Source organism: Leptotrichia massiliensis, assembly GCF_900104625.1.
Lineage (GTDB): Bacteria > Fusobacteriota > Fusobacteriia > Fusobacteriales > Leptotrichiaceae > Leptotrichia > Leptotrichia massiliensis.
The window spans coordinates 719,810-737,120 of the sequence record NZ_FNVZ01000005.1; the positions used below are offsets into that span (position 1 = coordinate 719,810).

32 protein-coding genes are annotated in these 17,311 nt (G+C 27.4%); 23 read left to right on the top strand and 9 right to left on the bottom strand.

Going from position 1 to position 17,311, the window contains the following annotated elements:
* Positions 1 to 300 precede the first annotated feature (300 nt).
* The 8 genes from BQ5344_RS07405 to BQ5344_RS07440 form a co-directional block, all read right to left on the bottom strand.
* On the bottom strand, positions 301 to 1,329 hold the full coding sequence (locus BQ5344_RS07405) for a tyrosine-type recombinase/integrase (RefSeq protein WP_071124785.1): 1,029 nt from the start codon (positions 1,327 to 1,329) through the stop codon (positions 301 to 303).
* A 171-nt stretch (positions 1,330 to 1,500) separates the two neighbouring features.
* Complete coding sequence (yhdJ, locus tag BQ5344_RS07410) at positions 1,501 to 2,238, bottom strand: adenine-specific DNA-methyltransferase (RefSeq protein ID WP_071124786.1); 738 nt, start codon at positions 2,236 to 2,238, stop codon at positions 1,501 to 1,503.
* 31 nt (positions 2,239 to 2,269) lie between these two features.
* Complete coding sequence (locus BQ5344_RS07415; protein WP_071124787.1) at positions 2,270 to 2,950, bottom strand: MAE_28990/MAE_18760 family HEPN-like nuclease; 681 nt, start codon at positions 2,948 to 2,950, stop codon at positions 2,270 to 2,272.
* Positions 2,950 to 4,020: a DUF262 domain-containing protein gene (locus BQ5344_RS07420; RefSeq protein WP_071124788.1), complete on the bottom strand. Its 1,071-nt coding sequence runs from the start codon at positions 4,018 to 4,020 to the stop codon at positions 2,950 to 2,952. The genes BQ5344_RS07415 and BQ5344_RS07420 overlap by 1 nt, the downstream gene beginning before the upstream one ends.
* Positions 4,021 to 4,355: 335 nt before the next feature.
* Positions 4,356 to 5,045, bottom strand: coding sequence for a hypothetical protein (locus tag BQ5344_RS07425; protein ID WP_071124789.1), 690 nt, complete (start codon positions 5,043 to 5,045; stop codon positions 4,356 to 4,358).
* Positions 5,046 to 5,063: 18 nt separating this feature from the next.
* Positions 5,064 to 5,777: a hypothetical protein gene (locus tag BQ5344_RS07430; RefSeq protein WP_071124790.1), complete on the bottom strand. Its 714-nt coding sequence runs from the start codon at positions 5,775 to 5,777 to the stop codon at positions 5,064 to 5,066.
* Between the two features lie 100 nt (positions 5,778 to 5,877).
* On the bottom strand, positions 5,878 to 6,210 hold the full coding sequence (locus BQ5344_RS07435) for an ImmA/IrrE family metallo-endopeptidase (protein ID WP_071124791.1): 333 nt from the start codon (positions 6,208 to 6,210) through the stop codon (positions 5,878 to 5,880).
* Between the two features lie 6 nt (positions 6,211 to 6,216).
* Positions 6,217 to 6,666, bottom strand: a complete 450-nt coding sequence (locus BQ5344_RS07440) for a helix-turn-helix domain-containing protein (protein ID WP_071124792.1) — start codon at positions 6,664 to 6,666, stop codon at positions 6,217 to 6,219.
* Positions 6,667 to 6,829: 163 nt separating this feature from the next.
* Between BQ5344_RS07440 and BQ5344_RS07445 the strand changes: the two genes are divergently transcribed.
* The 5 genes from BQ5344_RS07445 to BQ5344_RS07465 all read left to right on the top strand — a co-directional run bounded on the left by BQ5344_RS07445 (position 6,830) and on the right by BQ5344_RS07465 (position 8,672).
* Positions 6,830 to 7,036 carry a helix-turn-helix domain-containing protein gene (locus BQ5344_RS07445; protein ID WP_071124793.1) on the top strand — a complete coding sequence of 69 codons (207 nt, stop codon included), beginning with the start codon at positions 6,830 to 6,832 and terminating at the stop codon, positions 7,034 to 7,036.
* A gap of 73 nt (positions 7,037 to 7,109) precedes the next feature.
* Complete coding sequence (locus tag BQ5344_RS07450) at positions 7,110 to 7,352, top strand: hypothetical protein (protein ID WP_071124794.1); 243 nt, start codon at positions 7,110 to 7,112, stop codon at positions 7,350 to 7,352.
* Positions 7,353 to 7,497: 145 nt separating this feature from the next.
* A complete protein-coding gene (locus BQ5344_RS07455; protein ID WP_071124795.1) occupies positions 7,498 to 7,731 on the top strand; it encodes a hypothetical protein in 234 nt (77 codons plus the stop codon).
* Between the two features lie 316 nt (positions 7,732 to 8,047).
* Positions 8,048 to 8,350, top strand: a complete 303-nt coding sequence (locus BQ5344_RS07460) for a hypothetical protein (RefSeq protein WP_071124796.1) — start codon at positions 8,048 to 8,050, stop codon at positions 8,348 to 8,350.
* Positions 8,351 to 8,474: 124 nt separating this feature from the next.
* Positions 8,475 to 8,672, top strand: a complete 198-nt coding sequence (locus BQ5344_RS07465; RefSeq protein WP_071124797.1) for a hypothetical protein — start codon at positions 8,475 to 8,477, stop codon at positions 8,670 to 8,672.
* Here the strand turns inward: BQ5344_RS07465 and BQ5344_RS07470 are convergent.
* Positions 8,662 to 9,051, bottom strand: a complete 390-nt coding sequence (locus BQ5344_RS07470; RefSeq protein WP_071124798.1) for a hypothetical protein — start codon at positions 9,049 to 9,051, stop codon at positions 8,662 to 8,664. The two genes, BQ5344_RS07465 and BQ5344_RS07470, sit on opposite strands and share 11 nt — an antisense overlap.
* A gap of 79 nt (positions 9,052 to 9,130) precedes the next feature.
* Here BQ5344_RS07470 and BQ5344_RS07475 point away from each other — a divergent pair, with 79 nt between their 5' ends.
* The 18 genes from BQ5344_RS07475 (at position 9,131) to BQ5344_RS07545 (ending at position 17,169) form a co-directional block, all read left to right on the top strand.
* Positions 9,131 to 9,427 carry a hypothetical protein gene (locus tag BQ5344_RS07475; RefSeq protein WP_071124799.1) on the top strand — a complete coding sequence of 99 codons (297 nt, stop codon included), beginning with the start codon at positions 9,131 to 9,133 and terminating at the stop codon, positions 9,425 to 9,427.
* 33 nt (positions 9,428 to 9,460) lie between these two features.
* Positions 9,461 to 9,781, top strand: coding sequence for a hypothetical protein (locus tag BQ5344_RS07480; RefSeq protein WP_071124800.1), 321 nt, complete (start codon positions 9,461 to 9,463; stop codon positions 9,779 to 9,781).
* Positions 9,782 to 9,812: 31 nt separating this feature from the next.
* Positions 9,813 to 10,163: a hypothetical protein gene (locus BQ5344_RS07485; protein ID WP_071124801.1), complete on the top strand. Its 351-nt coding sequence runs from the start codon at positions 9,813 to 9,815 to the stop codon at positions 10,161 to 10,163.
* Positions 10,164 to 10,186: 23 nt separating this feature from the next.
* Positions 10,187 to 10,309 carry a hypothetical protein gene (locus tag BQ5344_RS12525; protein ID WP_268872974.1) on the top strand — a complete coding sequence of 41 codons (123 nt, stop codon included), beginning with the start codon at positions 10,187 to 10,189 and terminating at the stop codon, positions 10,307 to 10,309.
* A 63-nt stretch (positions 10,310 to 10,372) separates the two neighbouring features.
* Entirely contained in the window at positions 10,373 to 10,546 is a 174-nt protein-coding gene (locus tag BQ5344_RS12190; protein ID WP_158663009.1) for a hypothetical protein, read from the top strand.
* Positions 10,547 to 10,560: 14 nt separating this feature from the next.
* Positions 10,561 to 10,758 (top strand): hypothetical protein, encoded by a 198-nt coding sequence (locus BQ5344_RS07490; RefSeq protein WP_071124802.1) that lies wholly within the window; start codon positions 10,561 to 10,563, stop codon positions 10,756 to 10,758.
* 34 nt (positions 10,759 to 10,792) lie between these two features.
* The gene (locus tag BQ5344_RS12195) at positions 10,793 to 10,951 is read left to right on the top strand and encodes a hypothetical protein (RefSeq protein ID WP_158663010.1); all 159 of its coding nucleotides are present in this window, start codon (positions 10,793 to 10,795) and stop codon (positions 10,949 to 10,951) included.
* Positions 10,942 to 11,160, top strand: coding sequence for a hypothetical protein (locus tag BQ5344_RS07495; protein WP_071124803.1), 219 nt, complete (start codon positions 10,942 to 10,944; stop codon positions 11,158 to 11,160). Before BQ5344_RS12195 ends, BQ5344_RS07495 begins: the two co-directional genes overlap by 10 nt.
* Before the next feature lie 17 nt (positions 11,161 to 11,177).
* Entirely contained in the window at positions 11,178 to 11,513 is a 336-nt protein-coding gene (locus BQ5344_RS07500) for a hypothetical protein (RefSeq protein WP_071124804.1), read from the top strand.
* An 85-nt stretch (positions 11,514 to 11,598) separates the two neighbouring features.
* Positions 11,599 to 11,787 carry a hypothetical protein gene (locus BQ5344_RS07505; RefSeq protein WP_071124805.1) on the top strand — a complete coding sequence of 63 codons (189 nt, stop codon included), beginning with the start codon at positions 11,599 to 11,601 and terminating at the stop codon, positions 11,785 to 11,787.
* A 21-nt stretch (positions 11,788 to 11,808) separates the two neighbouring features.
* Positions 11,809 to 12,897 carry a hypothetical protein gene (locus BQ5344_RS07510; RefSeq protein WP_071124806.1) on the top strand — a complete coding sequence of 363 codons (1,089 nt, stop codon included), beginning with the start codon at positions 11,809 to 11,811 and terminating at the stop codon, positions 12,895 to 12,897.
* On the top strand, positions 12,894 to 13,526 hold the full coding sequence (locus BQ5344_RS07515; protein WP_071124807.1) for a hypothetical protein: 633 nt from the start codon (positions 12,894 to 12,896) through the stop codon (positions 13,524 to 13,526). The genes BQ5344_RS07510 and BQ5344_RS07515 overlap by 4 nt, the downstream gene beginning before the upstream one ends.
* A 2-nt stretch (positions 13,527 to 13,528) precedes the next feature.
* Complete coding sequence (locus tag BQ5344_RS07520; RefSeq protein ID WP_071124808.1) at positions 13,529 to 14,044, top strand: hypothetical protein; 516 nt, start codon at positions 13,529 to 13,531, stop codon at positions 14,042 to 14,044.
* A complete protein-coding gene (locus tag BQ5344_RS07525; RefSeq protein WP_071124809.1) occupies positions 14,044 to 14,805 on the top strand; it encodes a putative HNHc nuclease in 762 nt (253 codons plus the stop codon). Before BQ5344_RS07520 ends, BQ5344_RS07525 begins: the two co-directional genes overlap by 1 nt.
* A 24-nt stretch (positions 14,806 to 14,829) precedes the next feature.
* Positions 14,830 to 15,534, top strand: coding sequence for an N-6 DNA methylase (locus BQ5344_RS07530; RefSeq protein ID WP_071124810.1), 705 nt, complete (start codon positions 14,830 to 14,832; stop codon positions 15,532 to 15,534).
* Between the two features lie 12 nt (positions 15,535 to 15,546).
* Positions 15,547 to 16,575, top strand: a complete 1,029-nt coding sequence (locus BQ5344_RS07535) for a tyrosine-type recombinase/integrase (protein WP_071124811.1) — start codon at positions 15,547 to 15,549, stop codon at positions 16,573 to 16,575.
* Positions 16,576 to 16,593: 18 nt separating this feature from the next.
* Positions 16,594 to 16,800: a hypothetical protein gene (locus BQ5344_RS07540; RefSeq protein WP_071124812.1), complete on the top strand. Its 207-nt coding sequence runs from the start codon at positions 16,594 to 16,596 to the stop codon at positions 16,798 to 16,800.
* A gap of 3 nt (positions 16,801 to 16,803) precedes the next feature.
* The gene (locus BQ5344_RS07545; protein WP_071124813.1) at positions 16,804 to 17,169 is read left to right on the top strand and encodes a single-stranded DNA-binding protein; all 366 of its coding nucleotides are present in this window, start codon (positions 16,804 to 16,806) and stop codon (positions 17,167 to 17,169) included.
* Positions 17,170 to 17,311: the final 142 nt, after the last annotated feature.

Below are 17,311 nucleotides of genomic sequence, written 5' to 3' on the forward strand. Positions count from 1 at the left end.
AAATTTTGATATAAATATCTAATACACAGTTTAACATAACTTGGAAATTTTAAAAGAATTATAAGAGAATTAATATTGAAAATTTTAAGAAATGATTATTAAGACTTCTTAAAAACAGAAATACTGTATTTAAAGTACTTTGTGGCGATTAAACTGTATCTAAAAATCACGTAAAATAACTACGTATGTAACAAATACGTAACAATTACACACTATATATTGTGGTTAAAATACAATAAATATCACAATATGTAGTGTTCATAAAAAAGGCGGCTGTCTGTTCAGCCGTCAAAAAATATATCAATTTATTTTTTCAATTTCTTTTCTCATCTTTTCAATGTTGGTATGTGTATATCTCTTAGTCATACTTATGTTTGTATGCCCTATTATTCCAGTTATTGCACTCTCGTTATCTGACACATCGCTTATCATTGTAGCGAAGGTATGCCTGGTATCGTGTATTGTGTGTGATATATCCAGCTTTTCCATTATTTTCAGAAATTCATTTTTTCTAAAATTGTTATAATTGTAGAAACTTTTTTCAGTTCTATTTGGAATCAGGTATTCTGTCTTGTTTTCCATTCTTTTAATTATGAGTGGGAGTATTTTTGGATGTATTGGTATTACACGATTTTTTCCAGCTTCAGTTTTACTTCCGCCAATGATTATATTTTGCTCTAAATCTACGTTTGTTTTTTGAAGTTTTAGAAGTTCGTTTATTCGCATACCTGTATAAATCAGAATTAAAATTACGTCAGCATATTCTAATTCAATAATGTTTTCCCACAGTAAAGCAATTTCTTCGCTAGTAAAAACCTTTCTTTCTATTTTTGGTTTATGTTTAGGCAATTTTATAAACTGGCTGTAGTCCTTGACGATTATATCCATCTCCATTGCATTTTTGAAAAGTATTCCTATGAAAGATTTTAAATTTTTTAAAGTTCCACTTGATAAATGGGAGAGATTATCTATAAAATTTTGAAGTTCTATAGTTCTTATATCTTTTATTTTTTTGTTGTATAAAGGCTTTAAATAATTGCACCACACTTTATAAGACTTCAGACTTGATTTTTCAATTGAGTTTTTTTTACTTTCCATTATTCTGTCTAGAATTTCTTTAAGTGTGACATCACTCAAGTTAATATTATACGGATTATCATTATAGTCTGCAAGGGCCTTTATCGCTTTGGCCTGTGTTTCATAGTACCCTAATACTTTCATTATCTGTCTGCCTTCCATATCAAAACCTGTTGTAATGCGTACTATAAAAGGTTTTCTTCTTTTCCCAGAAAGTTTTGATACACTTCCATATCCATTTGGATTTTTCATAAAAAAATCACACTCCTTGTATTGAATTTTAAAGGTTTGTGTGATATACTTCTATTGGTGTTTGTGAGTATATCACATTGCTTAGTCCCTATTGCCGTAGGGGCTATTTTTTTTATTCCTTCTAAAATTTTAGTTCTTAATCTCATTTTTACGAATCCTATTGCCGTAGGATTATTTTAACCTTAAATTGCCTAATTTAGAATATTCTGCACTTTTTTCAATCCCAATATAGTTCCTGTTTAGTCGTTTACATACTCTTCCTAATGAAAATGAACCTGCAAATAAATCTAATACAACACTACTCTCATTTGAACTAACTTTTACAATACGTTCTAATAAAATTTCAGGTTTTTGAGAAGGATGTTCTACATATTCTTCCATTTTGAATCTCACTCTTGGAAAATGCCAAACATTTCCTGGAACTTTTTTATCATTATACGGAGCAGGTGGACTTTTTCTATAGTCAATTAATTTTCTTTTTGCTCCTGTTTTAGTTTCAACTAAAATATCTTGATAATTAAATGTATATTTATTTTTATTTTTTACTGCAAAGATTATTGGTTCATAAAGAGAACCAAAATGCTTTTTTGCTTGTACACCTGAACTATCATACTCCCATATAATTCTTGATTTTATATGCAGTCGTTCTCTTATGAAGATATCAAAATATGCATAAAATTGTGTTGAGCACATAAAATACAGAGAGCCGTCTTTCTTTAACTTATTTATACCCAATTCTAACCACTGATAACACCAGTCTAAATAATCTTTTTCTGTATTCCAGAAATCAGAAGTTCCTTTATATTTTTTATTCAAATTATAAGGAGGATCTATAAAGATTAAATCTATTGTGTTATCTTCTATTGTATTTAAAGCCTCGATAATATCTGAATTTATTATTTTTATCATAAAATTTCACCTCAAATTATTATATCATAATTTAAGCATTATGCATAGACGCTAAATACTCTCTATTAACTATATTTTTTTCTATAAAACTATGAAAATTTTCCATTTCTCCAATTATTAAATTTTTCATAATCTCAATATCTAAAATATCAGAATAGGTATTTTCTTTAGCTTTCAAGCCAGTGTGTGCTATCGAATTTCTATTATGCACTAATTTTTCCAAATTTGTTTCAAATACATTAGTTTCATCTATCAAGCTATAATTTAAGATGGTACAAATATTCTTATAATTTTTAAATTTTAAATTGCTTTCACTTCCTACTGTATATTTTTCAAAATATTCGTCAATTTTTATTTTGAATTTAGAACCTTTTGAAACCAGATCAAGTATCTTTTTTTCTTGAAAAATATTCTTGTCAACTTTATATGTTTTTAAAAGACTTTTTAAATATATTAATAAAAAATTTTCAGTAAGTTTAGATAAAACCAGTTTCTGAGATATAATGAATGAAAAATATTTTATTGTGTATTCTTTTATGAATCCTTCCCAATGTGCATATAATAGTAGTATGAAGGATTTATTTAATATTTCCGCAATTCCCGAACTTTGACAACCCTGAATGTACATATAAAAGTCTGTTATTTCTTTTTTTCTGTTACTCAGAGCAGTAGTTAATTCAAATATTAATTTCTCATCAGGTCTACTTTTCATTATATGTTTCTCCCTATTTCAATACCGCTGATAAATTGATCTACTACGTTTGACCCTCTATTTGCTTTTTTCTTATATCGTTCGTCATTCTGGATTCTGTTTATTACTTCTGGTAAATTTATATTTTCACTAATATGCTTATGCATAAATGAAATTACACAAATGTATAAAAAAGGTGAAAATTTCCTTCCGTTTGCAAAAGGTTTTATAGGTACTTGCCTGTGTATGATTTCAAATAAGTTCATTATGCTTTGTATATCTTTTATTGCTTTACCATTCTTTAAAACTTCTGTTATGCATAAATCTATAAACCTATCACGTGACGAGTAGTTATTTTTAGCTATACTTTTAAATATTTCTATTCCTTTTTTACCTTCAAAATCAATATCATTATTTATTATAATTGATGCATAAATTAACAGCTCACTTCTATAGTCTTCTGAATTCTGTTTAGGACTAATGGTTAAAACATGTTCGCATAAATTAGTATCTTTAAAAGCTTTAATTTCTTCATAAAATTTATTATCTAATTTTGAAATTAAAAAATTTCTGATTTCTTGTGCAGATAAAGTAATTCCACCCGTATTAAGTCTATTAAAAAGAGTGTATTCAGATTCTATATTTTCAGATACGAATAAATTAACATCAATTCTTCTCATGTCAAAAAATTTGAATACAGAACTCGAATATTTCTTTTTTAATTCGCTGTATGTTTTATCGTTTAATTCTTTAAGAATTTCTAAATTTTTTAACGTTAAAGGTTTTTTATTTTCTAGATTTCCGTAGAACCAAAGAATACTAGATATTCTTTGAACGCCATCTATTACTTCCCAATTTCCGTTTCGGACTGATACAAAAATAGGTGGAAGTGGTACTCCTAACATTATAGATTCAATCAGCTTACTAGCTTGTTCTTCAGTCCATCTAAATAATCTTTGGTAAACAGGTGTTAAATTAATCTCTGAGTTTTGATGCATGGTTATTAGTTCTCTTAAACTCATTGAATATTTATCCTGAATATATTTATTTGAATTTGCATTCAAATATTCACTAAATTTTCTCTCGTCCATTAAATCACGCTCCTAGCACATGTATTGTAAAATTTTCTATTTCTTTTTTCTGGGGTAATGATATTCCCCAGTTTTCATTCCTCGTTTTTCAAACAGTTCTATTTGTTCTTCAAAAGATAGATGTTTTCCATCATAGGTATTAACTGTTCTTTTTTCTCCTTATAAAAAAAAACCTTTGCGTAGGCCGGAACCCTGTACTATTTAAAGTACTGCAAAGGTATTGATATACTTTATCGTACTTTATAATTTATAAATTGTCAAGTATTATTTTAAATTTTTTACGTTTTCTGGAATTAAATCTCTTTTTCTTTGGTTTAATTTCACTTTATTGAATATTATTTATTTTTTTCTTTTTCTTTTTTAAATTTTTGATAACTACTGTTAGGATCAGGATTTTCTGCACTCTCCATTAATTTTTCTTCCTCAGTTTTTTCATTTTCTATTCCGTAAAGATATTTTTCTGCTTTTTGTATTATATCTTTATAATTTTCAGGATGTTTTGCTTTCATAAGAGGTTCAGCTTCTTTTTTAGCTTTTTTTAAGTCGTCTCCAGAATCTTGTAGTGCTTCAATAATTTGTAAATATTCTAGAAAATCTTTTTTATTTTCAGGAGTTAATTGTTCAGTTCTTGGTAAGATTTTCATATATTTGGTTGCACTTTTTTCCATTTTCCATTGAGCGTGAGTTCCCATAAGACGTTTATTTATAAAATCTTCATCACTGTAGGCAACTATAACAATATTATCATTTAAAAAATCTTTTCTTTTTTTTAGTTGAAGATCCATTATAGTTTTATAAATTTCATCGTGAGTGGCTGTTTCTGGTACATAAACTTGTATAATGTATTCTCCAGTTTCCTGATTTTTTATAATTCTAGGTTCAAAACCTTGTTTTTTTGGTGCTTCTTCATTTGTTTTTTCGACTTGTTTATCAACTTTAAGTTCTGGTGATGTTTCTTTGCTTTCTTCATCTCCACATGATACAATTAAAACTCCTAAACACAAAAACAATAATAATTTTTTCATAAAAATATTTTTCCTTTCTTATTTCATAATTTCTTTCATCTTTTCATTCAAACTTTTTATATTAATAGTTTTATAATATTTAAGGCTTTCAATTAAATATTGAGATTTTGTATATCTGTTATCTTTTAATTTTATTAATCCGTATCCTTTAAATTTTTGTCGGCTTCCGTTAAATGTGCCATAATATTTTCTATTTTCATCAAAAATATAGTTATTATTATTGTTTCCAACTACAATTACATTGGATTCAATGATATTTAGAAATTCTTCTTCAGATAATTCATTATGTAAAATTCCAAATTTTTCGGTTAATTCATCATCTGTAAAATCTCTGTATTCGTAGTATGGTTCATCAAATCCCCATTGATTTTTTCTAGTTCCTAAATTTTCGGAGTAATAAAATTTCATACCATTTATTATTTTACTTAATTTTTCTCCTGTTTTAGCTTTGATAAAATCTTCAAAGAAATCTCCAATATCACTATCTTCAAGCCAGTTATACAAGACTTCTAATTTTTCTTTTGCATTTTCAGTTGAATCATCTAAATTAGTTAGATCACCTTCAATTAACTGAAATCTATGTTTGCAATATTGCATTCTTCTTCCGGCAGGACAACCACAACCGCTGTGTATGTCCTTAGAGTTTTCTTCTTTCCAAAAAGCAACTCTATAAGGTTTTTTTACAGAACCTTTTACGTAAAATACTAAAATTGTTTCTTTATTTTCTTCCACAAAAATTGTTCTCCAATTTATAAATATTTTTCTAATTCTTTTAATAACTTTTTATCTAACTCTGTTAAATCAAGTTTATAAATATCCTTATTGTTAAATATTAAAGTTGCAGCAAATTCGTTTGCTTCTTGTTCAACTTGGCTTGTTTCGGACAGAAGTTTTTCACTTTCATAAATATAGATACAGCTTCATTAAATGATTGCTGTCCGTGTCCTAATTCGTGGCTACATACTATTCGTTTGGATAAGTAGGGAAGTTTGATGTTGATGAAAATTGTTTTTTCATTTCCAATACAGGTGTATAGGCCTAGCCAAGATGAAAAATCGGAATAGATAATTTTTATTCCTTGATGTTCTGCAATTTTAAAAGGATTATCAGTTCCATATTTTTTTATTAAAGTTTTTGCCAACTTTTTAAAATTTGTTTTGTGCATAAAATCCTATTTTTTGTTCTCTCTCTGTTTTATTAATATGTCTATTACAGCACGTTTGAATACAGCCATATCATGTTCATCATCAACATCATTGAAAAATAGTTGCTTATTTACTCCAGTAACTTTTTCAAATTCTGCAAGTTCTTCTGGAGTTAAGACTGATGTGTCTACAAAATACGGATCTATTTGAACATTATTGTTTAAATTATTTTCCCAACCCATAATATATCCAGGAGTTGTTTTGTAAATTTTTGCTAATTTTTCAATATTCCCCATTGGAATATTTGTTATATCAGTATTTTCATATCTTGATAACGTAACTTTGGATATATTTAATTTTTGAGCAACTTCTTCTAAACTAAGATTATTTTTTAGTCTCAAATTTTTTAATTCTTCTGCTCTTTTAATTTCTTTATCAGTTGGTTTTATTTTTTTTCGTGATTTAGAAATTTCCATATTATACCTCGTTATTTTTTTCTTATTGATATTATACTACATTTTTCCTAAAATGCAACGTTTTTTTCCTGAATTTAAATTTTTTTTTTCTATCGGGTATTGACATTAGTAAAAATATGTGGTATCTTATTTGTAACCTAATAGGAAAAAGAGAGGTGGTCGAATGATAAATCAGAGAGGACTAAGGGAGATATGGATAAGTAAAGGCTATACTCAAGATGAGGTAGCCAAAGAAATAGGATTACAAGTTAGAACCTTTAGAAATAGGATAAAAAAAGGAACATTGACAACAAACGATATTGACAAACTTGTAGATCTATTAGATATAAAAAATCCAACTCCAATTTTTTTTGTTCAATGCGTTACCTAAAAGGCAACAACATTTGAAAGAAGGGAGTGAGAGGATGGGAGAAGGAAAAATTATTGAAAGGATAATAATATAAATGTCAGACGTAAATAAAAGATTTGAAAATTTGCCAGAATTTAAGATTATAAGAGATATAAAAAGTCAAAAAACATTAGAGGTACAAATGGATGGAAAAATTTTGGAAGGAGTTACTGCATACGAAATACAGCATTCCGAAAATAGTAATGATATTTTTCCAAAAACTAAAATTATTTTAGAATTTTCAAATTTTAAATCACTTAAAATAATTAATCACAGTGTCGGAAGCAAGATTGACTGAAATATCTCTTAAAGCAGATAAGGAAAAAATTCCTAAAGACAATGCTATATTTCTAGTTTTCTTCCAAATGTTGTTATTACGAATATTTGCTAAAAATTGTAAATTTAATTAATAATTTAATTTCTTTTGGAAAGGAGGTATTTTAATGAGAGTACATCTTCCTGCACAGGGAGAAATAGAAACTGAAAAAGTTGTAGCGGGAATGGAAGCGTTAAAAGGACTTACAGAATTAGAATTTAAAATAGTTGTGAAAGAAATAGAAAAATATTTTAAAAATAAAAAAGAGAAACTCACCTTTGATGTTGAAATTACAGAAGATGAGTCTCTAAAAAAAATAAAAGATTTTTATAAAAGTATTAAAAGCCCTATTCTTCTATAACAACTTGAATATGTACTGGACTTAAAAAATATTTTTTATCTTTATGAATAATTTGGACTATTGACATATCATAAAAACTGTTTTCGATAAAATTATGAATATTTTTTATATATCCCTCTTTAGCCCAATTATATGGAGAAAAGAATTGATTATTATATCCAATTTGATAATCATCTTCAGTAAGTTCAGTCCATTATCCAAGTAGACAAGCATAAACTTTATACATAATCGCTGTACCTCCTTCCATTTAGGATGGTTAGATTATAGCATAAGATATTTAAAAATGAATAAGATTTTGAAGTAAGGGAGTGAGAGGATGGGAAATGAGAAAAAGTTAGTAGAAAAATATTATGAAGAAATGTTGAATTTTTTAAAAAAAGATTTTACAAAAATTGAATCAGGAATAGATTTGTTGGAAGACGAAAATAATATTACTGATGTTATACATATTTTTACTGCAATTAGAAGAAGTGAACACAGAGATTTTGAAAAAGAAAAAGAAATAAAACAAGAAATTTACAAAAATTTATACAAATGTACGGAATTGAAAAATTTTAGAAGTAGAAATAGAAGATGTGTCCTTTTGTTAGATGCATTAAATCGTAAGGACACATATTAAAACTAATTCAAAAAAGACAATGCGATAACTTTTGAAATCGCATAAACAATAGCTTTAATAATAGTGACACCTCTTTTCTGTTTGATTTTGTTTGGCGATAATATTATAGCACAAAAGAGGTTATTTGAAAAAAGAAGGAAGTGAGAGGATGGGAGAAGAGTTTTGGATTATATTTATTAGAGTCTATTCTGTAATGATAACAATTGAAACAATAATAAATATTTTGAGAATTGTAAAACTAAAGATTAAGAATAAGAAATTAGAAAAAGAGAATCAAAGACTTCGTTCATTATTAAATCTAAATGAATATACTATTTTGTAAACTTTGCTGTAAGATATGCGGCTATAATAGAAACGATTAAGGGGAAAAAGAAAGAACGCATAATTTCTAAAATTAAAGTTCTGAAATTATTTATATTGTCTTGTCTTTTTTGTTCAAAGTAATCTTGTAAAAATTTTTTTCCTTTAGGGGAAACAATAAATCTTTTAAATTTATAATTTTGATTATCTATATTAGATTTTTCGATGACTTGATAATATTGAACATATCCTTCTGAAATTAGAAAAACAAGCCTTTCGTTTGTTGAAAATTTTTCTTCTGGATATTTTAAGCAAAGTTCTCTAAATGAAATTTTATAATGTTCATTAATATGTTTTAAAATGTTTAAATCGTATTTTGGCATAAAATATTTGTTATTCATTGTAATTAAACTCCTATGATAAAAATTTTTTAATAATTATATCATAGAATATATAAAATAAAAAGAAAGGGAGTGAGAGATGAAAAAAATAATTTTGATGATAACATCGGTTATAATTGTAGCTTTGGTAGGAACTAAGGTTATATTGGATAGGAAAAAAGAGGAAGAAAAAGAAATTTTGCAACCTAAAAAATTATTATATGGTTATCCTTTGTTTTTTAAAAAGAAACGAAGGAAAAAAAGCAGTAAATATAGAAATTATAGTACAAGGGTAAGAACAAAAACGAAAAAAAAAAATGATATTAATGAAATAATAGTCACAGTATTAAAAGATATGGATGAAAAAGAAAAGAAGAATCGTACAAAATTCTTTTAGTTACATAAATTTATTTAAAGGAGAATTTTAAGAATGAAAATTCACAATACGGATACATTTCATTTGGCAACAGTAAGTGAATTAAAAAAAGTTGCGGAAGAAATGATAAAAGAAAAATATAATCTAAAAAATGATTTAGTGATGACTGGATGGGCAGTTAAAATAAATAGCATTATAAATCAGATACAAGATGAAAAATTAAAGGAAAAAGCAGAAAATAACTGTGAAAAAATTTGGAATAAGTGGTATGAAAAAGTTCAAAAAGAACAGTTGACAAATAAAAATCTTGGAATATTAGATTCAATATTAGAAAAATTAAAAAGGGAAAATTCTGAGGAATTGGGAGTTAATTAGGAAAAGAAAATTATCGTCAAGGGACTAAGTAATGAAAAATCAAACACCAAAAAAATTAAGGGACGGCAATCTCGGAAAGGAAAGAACTATGGAAGTTTCAGAATCTTGGATAAGGAAACAGGCTACAAAATTGCAATTGACAATAAAGGAAGCCGCTGAATTTGTCGGAAAAGGTCAGCAATATGTAAGAGTTGGATTGCAGACAGGAAGACTTAAATTTGGAACGGCAGTACCCAAATTTAAGGATGAAAATGAAAAAGAAGCAAGAAGGAGAGCTGGGAAACGTAATTGGGACTACGATATTCAAAGGGTACATGTTGAAAGATATGTTGGAATAAGCTATAGAAAATTTTTGGAACTGAAATATGTGGTAGTAGCATAATAGGAAAGGGATGTGAATTTAAAATGAAATATGATGCTTTAGTAATAGTAAACAATCAAAATAAAGAAACAAGAAGAAAAATGGAAGAGAAGAAAATTAAAAACAGAATCAAGAAACTTGTAAGAAAGGTTGGACTATCAAAATGACAATAAGAGAACAGCTGGAAAAAGAAATGGACAAGGAAGAAATTTAAAAATGGGAGAAAGAAAATGCTGAAAGTGAGGAATCTGATAAAAATAATATTCCTGATAACAATGACAGTACTGGTTCAGTTAGAAGTGATTAGGGAAAAAGGGCATTGGGTTGCTGGTGGGAATTTGGCATTTCCAGTATTATTGGCGATATTGCTTTGGTGGCCATCTTATTTTAAAAAATGGAAATAGGAAGGAGCGGGATTATGGAAATAGAAAATCTAAAGGAAGCATTTCTTGAAACATTAAATGATTTGAATTTATCAATATCATTTTTAAGAGATAAAAAATTATTAGGTTATGAGGTGGAATTGCTTGCTAATAGGTGTAAAATTAGCCAAGTTGAAGTGCATGAGGTACTTGAGAGAGCAAAACAAGAAAATTGGAGCTGGAGGAAAAAATGATATGAATAAAAATTAGGAATAGAGGATAAAAAATATGAAAACAAAGGAAGAAATTGGAATTGAAATTACAAAGTTGAATGTGAAACTTTATAAGCACGTAAGAATTTCAGGATGGGATTCTGAAGCGGAAAAGATGAATGAAAAAGTAAAGATATTAAAATGGGTATTAGGAGGGAGTAAAAAGTGGAATTAAGAGAATTTAATAAAGTTTTTAGTTGTTTTATTGTTTATTATGGAATAAAAGGAATGACATCTGAAAAGATAGGTATCTATTATTTGGGATTAAGAGATTTAAGTATTGAACAATTGAGAGTGGCTTTTTCTAAAATGATAAAAAATAGAATAGAAAGGGAATTTCCAATGATAGCGGAAATAAGAAAAGTGGCATTGGAAGGAAATTAATTGTTGGAGGATAAAAAATGTATATAAATTTGAGTGGAAATTATTATATCAAAAGTCAACCAAGATGTTTTGTGATTGGATGTAAACAGAAAAATAGTAAAGGTGAAGTACAATTTGTAGCAAAATGGTACTTTACGAGTCTTAGGAGTGCATTGAGAGCTTGGATTGATGAAAAGTTGATAATGAGTAAGGCTAAAAGTTTTCAGGAGCTTAAAAACGATATACGGGCCTTGAATGATGAAATGGAAATAATAATTGAGAAAATTAATAAAGGTATTTCTGACGATAAAAATAGATTTGATGAAACAATGGAAATATTAAGCGAATTTGAAGAAGAGGAAGAAATTGAATAAAAAAATGCCAGTGGAAAAACACTGACATAAAAGATCAAAAAACACATTCGTATTCTCAAAATTATTATACCACAAGTGAGAGAAAATGAAAAGAGAAAAAAATTTAATTTTAGAATATGGAGTGGGATCAGTAACATATACGGGTATAAGAAATTTTCAAATTCAGTATCCGTATATTGTTATTGACGGAGAAAATGTTAGTTTGATAGGCGTGAAGTTTGTGAAATATAAGAATTTTATTGCTTGGAGAAATAGGAAAAATAAAAAGAGATAGTTATTGTCGAAGGAGAGAAATATGGCTAAGTTTAGACAGATACAGACGGATTTTTGGAGCAATCCCTATGTTCAGGAAGAAATGACTCCCGAAGATAAGTTTTTTTATTTATACTTAATGACAAATGAAAAATCGACGCAGATAGGTATATATAAAATAACGAAAAAACAAATAGCATTTGATATGGGATATTCAATTGAATCAGTAGGGAATTTATTGAAAAGATTTATGGAGCAGCATAAATTGATTAAATATGATTCTGAAACACGGGAAATAATACTGCTTGAATGGGCAAAAACAAATCTTAATAAAGGCGGAAAACCTTTTGAAGATTTAATTTCAAGTGAATTAAAAGAAGTTAAACAAAGGAAATTTATAGAAATTATTTATCATCAGTGTGAAAAACAGGAAATTAAGAAAATAATAGAAAAATATATTGATAAACCAAAAATGATTAAGGAAAATTTGGCATTAGAAAATAAAAAAAATTCTGATAATTTAAATGATGATAAAATAATTGAAGCAGAAATAATAGAGGAAAATATAGAAAATATTAATGAAAGTCCTGAAAACGCCACTTTTAACGATACGTCGCACGACACGTATAACGATAAGGGGACAATAAATAAGAATAAGAATAATAAATATAATAATAATAATTATATTAATAATAGTTATTATAATAATACAAGTGTCCAAAAAGAAAAAATTAATTTTTCTTTTGTGTGTGAGGAAATAAAAAATAAATGGATAGAAATTGCAAATACATTTGGACTATCTGGAACACGACTAAAAATAAATGAGAAACGTAAAAAATCAATAAAAACATTGCTTAAAGAATATACTATTGAGGAAATTTTTCAGGCAATGGACAAAGTTCATGTTTCTAAATTTTTACAGGGAGAAAATAAAAATAGTTGGCAAATAACATTTGACTGGTTTATTAATAAAGCAAATATATTAAAAGTACTGGAAGGAAATTATGATGATAAAGTTAATACTGATTCTAGTGTCAAAAATACAAAAGAAAATTATCAAAAATCTAATAATCGATTTACAGGAGTTACAGATGAAAGTATTGAAGATCTGATAGGAGGATTTACACAATGATGACAAGGGATGAATTTAATAAAGTTTTTAATTTATTATGTACAAATTATCCGAATACAAAAAATCCAAATGAGTTAGGAAGTCTTTATTTTTTAGCATTAGGAAATGAATTAACTGCTAAAGAATTTATGAATGCAACACTTAAAATTATAAAAACAAGTAAGGAAAAATTTATGCCACAGATTGCTGAAATACTTGAGTACGCAAAAAATCGGAATGTGGAGAATCAAGTGATATTGGCAAAAAAAATGTTAATAGAGACTATTCATAAATACGGAAAAAGTGGGATGATAAATTTTGAGGATAAGGGAATACATGCTGTGATTGATTTTATTGGTTGGAAAAGATTGTGTGCAATGAAAGATGATGAGTTTGATAATTTTTTGAAATGGGAATTTGATGGAATATACAAGGAATTTATAAAAAATCCATATGAAACAAATGATTACTACACTGGTAATTATAAAATTATCGGACAGAAAAATCCTAAAAGAATTACTTATGAGAGCATAGGAGTAAAGAATACTCAAAATTTAGAATTTATACCGTTGGAATATAAAAATACTACACAGATTGAAAATAAAGTTGATCTGTCGGAGTTGAAAGATAAAATGTTGATAGGAGTGTAAAAATGATAATAAATAATTTAACAATGAATGAAATAAACTTTTTAAAAGAATTAAAGCACGAATTGAATACACAAAATAGTAGAATGACTGCTAATCCTAGAATATATCAAATTAGAAGTGAAAAATTTCAAACAAATCCTAATGGAGAAGGAGAATATTTTGAAGCGGTGTTTGAAGGGGATTCGTTAGGAGTTTTTGAATATACCTCAGAGGGTGTGGAAGAAGTAAAGGCTATTTTAAGGGAAATTACTGACGATGAAAATGTTTTGAAAGAAATTGACAATATTTGTCTGGAAGATTTGGATAGAGAATGGATGTATTTTCATTGTTATATTGGTGATTTTAAATATATTTTCAATAATGTTTTTTTAACAGAAAAAGCATGTAGACAGCACATAGAGGAGAACAAACATCATTATAGAAATCCAATGGATTATTTGAATTTTGCTTTTAGAAATCCCGAAATGGAAACATTGCTGGGAATATTATCAAAAATTGAAATTAAGGAAGAATCGTAATGTTAAGAACACAAATTGAGAATAAGAAAATAAAAATATTTTATCCAATGAAAAAGATTGTTCCAGGAGTAAAGGAAGATCTGGAAAAAATATTAAATAATTATTCAGTAGAAATTGTTCCAATTAAAGCGATGACATTACAGCAGATGAGAATGATATATGCTTTGATAAATCAATTTTCTGAACATCTTGCAGGTGGTGGCAGCGAATATGGATATATGAAAGACATATTGAAAATATTTTTTGCAGAAAAATATGAAATTCCCAATTTTTCATTAAGTCCTGATTCAATTGATACGTTAGATATTGATACAGCAAATAGATTTATTGAATATCTGATTGAGTTGGGCCTTGATTATAATGTTCCAATTGTGATTAAAGAAAAAAATGGGAGAAAAAGATTTGCGGCACAGATATATCCAGATGCAGAGAAGTATGTTTATATTTGTTTGAAGAAGAGAATATGTGCAGTATGTAATAAGCCACATGATTTTGAAAATGGAGAATCAATTGATTTGGAACATTGGGATACCGTCGCCAGTACAGCAGGAGGATATAAATATGATGATGGATTAAAGGGAAGGTTTATATCTCTTTGTAGAAAACATCACATTGAAAAACATTTTTTGGGACAAGAAAAATTCAAAAATAAATATTATGTGGAAGGGATATATCTTAAAAAGGAACAGGTTAGAGAATTGAAAAATATTTATACTCGGCATTTTAAAGCATTTGACAATAAAAATACAGAGTTTAAATAAAAAAATATAAAAGAAGGATTTTATATGGTAGAAAAAGAATTATTAATAAAAAAATTACAAGATATAGCAATTACACAGGGAATATACAGATCCTTTAGTGACTTTTGTAATTTAAGTGCAGCTGCGATAAGTTCTAGTTGTGGAAATAAAGAAATGGAAACTAGGTATTTAGATCTTGCAAAGCAGTATGATAAAGACACATTAAAAAAATATATGGAATGTTTCGCTATTCTTGCAATTGTAATTGAAAAAGAGCCAGACAAAGATATTTTGGGAGAATTGTATATGGCAATGGGAATATCTGCTGGAAAAATGGGGCAATTTTTCACATCACAGCACATTGCGGATATGTGTGCTAAATTAAGTTACAGCAGAAAAGAAATTATAAAACAAGTATGTGAAAAAGGCATAATAATCGTGTCAGAGCCTTGTGTTGGTGGAGGTAGTATGGTATTAGGATTTGCCAAAGCAATTAAAGATTTGGGTTTTAATCCGCAAAAAATAGTGTTTTTTGAATGTAATGATATAGATCCTTTATGTGTGAATATGAGTTATATTCAATTGGCTTTAAATGGATTAAAGGCTGTTGTAACAAGAGGAAGCGGATTGAATGGAGAAATAATTGATAGACATATTACTCCCGCAATTCTAAAAAGTGAAGAATTTGGAACTTTTCCAATGAGAGTGGAAAGATATGGAAATAAAATTGAACAGATGAAAATTTTCTAAAAGGAGACGAGAATGACAAATGATGAAATTTTTGAATTTAAAGAAATGCTTTTTAAAAGATTTAACAATGAAGATGTGAGATTTATAGAATTTAAACTTCTTGAAGTTTTAAAGAAGAGGGAAAATGCACTTGTAAAAGTGGATAGAAATTCTGACGAAAACTTGCTTAGAATGTTTTTGATGACAAAAAAATCAGAAAATTTATCAGACAAAACATTAATATATTATAGAGCAACCCTAATTACTTTTGCAAAAGCAGTTAATAAAAATTTTGTGGAAATTACAGATAATGATATTAAAATGTATTTAGCAAAAAAACAATTCGAGCATAAAGTAAGCCCAGTTACTGTTAATAATATCAGAAGAATTATAAGCAGCTTTTATTCTTGGATGCAGGAACAGGAAATTTTACTGAGAAACCCTTCAAAGAAAGTAAAAAAGGTAAAAGAGCCTGTAAAAAGAAAAAAAGCTATAGATGACATTGATATAGAAGTAATGAGAAATGCAATAATGAAATCAGGAAATGATAAAACTAGATACGGTAAGATTAATTCTAAAAGAAATAGGGCAATATTTGAATTATTACTTTCAAGCGGTATAAGAATAGGTGGACTTGTAAATCTGAAAACGAGTGATGTAGATTTAGAAAATAGAAGTGCTGTAACATTTGAAAAAGGTAATAAGGAAAGAATGATTTATTTCGATGCTGCCACTGAACTAGCACTAAGAGAATATTTAGAAGTAAGGCAAATGACAGAGAAAAGCGGAGAAAAATTATTTTTAAGTTCAATGCACCCGTATAAACCGTTGGAAATTTCTGGAGTAGAAATTTTGATAAGAGAATTAGGAAGAAGTTTAGGGATAAAAAAAATACATCCTCACCGATTCAGACGAACATTTGCAACAATAGCATCAAAACGTGGAATGGCAATAGAAGATATTCAAAGGTTAATGGGGCATAAAAAGATAGAAACAACACAAATTTATATTGATTCTGATGAAGAAAGTGCAAAAAATGCTTACAGAAAGGTGATGGGATAAATAATAAAGGAATAAAGAGTGAAAATTAAACTATATTGTCTAAAAATAAATGATAATGAAATAAAAACAACAGAATACAAGGAGCTGGGAAAATTTGTAAGGAGAAACAGGAAAGATATAAAAGAAATTTTATGTTTTAGTTGGGAAATTCCAGAAAATAAATTGGAAAGGGCCTTAGAGTATTCTGTTGAGAAATTGTATGAGTTGAAAAAGAAAGGAATATAGATTATGAATATAGTGATACTAATGGGAAGAATGGTAAGAAATCCAGAATTAAAATATACATCAAGTGGAAAAGCATATGCTAGTTTCACATTAGCTGTACAGAAAAATAAGAATGAAGCGGAATTTATTGACTGTATAGCATGGGAAAAGACTGCTGAAACGATTGCTGAATGTTTTAAAAAAGGAAGTAAAATTCTTATACAAGGGCGTTTGAGTGTAAGTGATTATGAGAAAAATGGTGAAAAACGGAGATTTACAAGAGTATTAGCAAATAGTTTTGAATTTGTTGAAAGTAAAAATACTGTAAATAATCAAAGTAACAAAAATGATTATGATGAAACAGAAGATGATGAGGATTTTCCCTTTTAAGTATAAGAAAAATTTAATACATAATATAAAATTTTTAGAAGAAAATACAGACTGGTTTTCAAAAAAAATGTTGTTATTAAAACTGAAAACAGAATTGGTTTTGGGAAAACTTAAAAATGAAAAATGGATTGATGAAATAATA